Annotated in this window: 1 protein-coding gene; it reads left to right on the forward strand. The window is 56.2% G+C overall.

The window, feature by feature from the left end:
- Nucleotides 1–82: 82 nt before the first annotated feature.
- Nucleotides 83–1396 (forward strand): IS4 family transposase (locus ACIGHL_RS22755; protein WP_425429113.1); only part of this gene is annotated, 1314 nt, incomplete at its 3' end.

Here is a 1396-nt window from a genome sequence, read left to right on the forward strand (position 1 = left end):
GTAATGCTGTTCACTTAAGCATTTGAGTCCAGGCCGTGGCTTCTAGAAAATCCGATACCAGTCCTCTGGTATCGGATTTTTTATGCCCATTCAGCAGCAATTGCTCGACCTCGGTGATCTCTTCAATTTCTCGGATCTGAGCACCTTCACGCAGAACATTCCTGTTGAGTGGGTCGCCAGTGCGCTGAACCTTTCAGCGCAAGCCACCATAAGGCGTCGTCGCCTACCAAGCGATCAGGTGCTTTGGTTGGTGCTGGGCATGGCCCTGTTCCGAGATGAGCCCGTACATGAGGTAGCCAGACGTCTGAATATCTGCGCTCAAGGCTTGGCCTCCGATCAGTTGCTGGCGCGAAGCGGCGTGACTGAAGCGCGTAAGCGACTGGGGGCTGATCCGGTCGAGTCGTTGTTTCGTCAGACGGGTAAACACTGGGGTTGCGAGCGATACGAAGCCGACGACTGGAATGGTTTACAGGTGTTCGCGGTCGATGGTGCATTACTGCGAACCCCCGATACACCTGAGCTAAGAGAACATTTTGGCTCTGGCAACACGGGCACTGAACGCCAGACACCTTTTCCAATGATGCGGCTCGTTGCCTTGATGAACGTGCGTTCCCACGTGATCCTCGATGCCCAGCTCAGCCCCTACCGGGGCAGCGAAATGCGCTTGGCCGAAACCTTCCTAGGCCAGATTCCGGACAATTCGATCACGCTATTCGACAAAGGCTTTTGGGGCGCTGATCTACTGCTGAGCGTTGCTGATGGCGGCAGCAATCGTCACTGGTTGACGCCGGCTCGCAAGAATCTGGTCATGGAGGAAGTCGAGCGTTACGGCGAGCATGATCGCCGTGTTCGGATGAAGGTTTCGCCCCAAGCACGCAAGCGAAATCCAAGCCTGCCCACACATTGGGAGGTGCGTGAGGTTAGTTATGAAAGCCGGGGACACGTCAGATCGCTGCTCACTTCATTGCCTGCTGGGGACTACAGCGCAGAGGCTGTCGCTGAGCTGTACCTGGAGCGCTGGGAGATCGAGTTGGGCTTTCGAGACATCAAAAGCTCGATGCAACAAAACGCAGTGACGCTGCGTAGTAAGAAGATCGACCTGATTTATCAGGAGGTTTGGGGCCTGCTACTGGCTTACAACATCATTCGCAGGGAGGCGAGCCAGGCCGCAGTAGCCTTCGGTCGGGAGCCTTCAGATATAAGGTTCAAACCCGCCTGCCAGTACATCGCGGTGCAATTGATCGTCATGGCGGCGGCCAATCCGGTTTCGGCAACGGGAAGAAGGCTGGCTGAATTGCGGGGAGGTGTCGCAGGGCTGTTTCTGGATCACCGTCCAAGGCCAGGGAGGCCAAGGACGGTGAAGATTTCCAAAACCCGGTATCCGGTGGATCGTAAG

This window comes from Pseudomonas sp. NPDC077451 (assembly GCF_044543345.1).
Classification (GTDB): domain Bacteria; phylum Pseudomonadota; class Gammaproteobacteria; order Pseudomonadales; family Pseudomonadaceae; genus Stutzerimonas.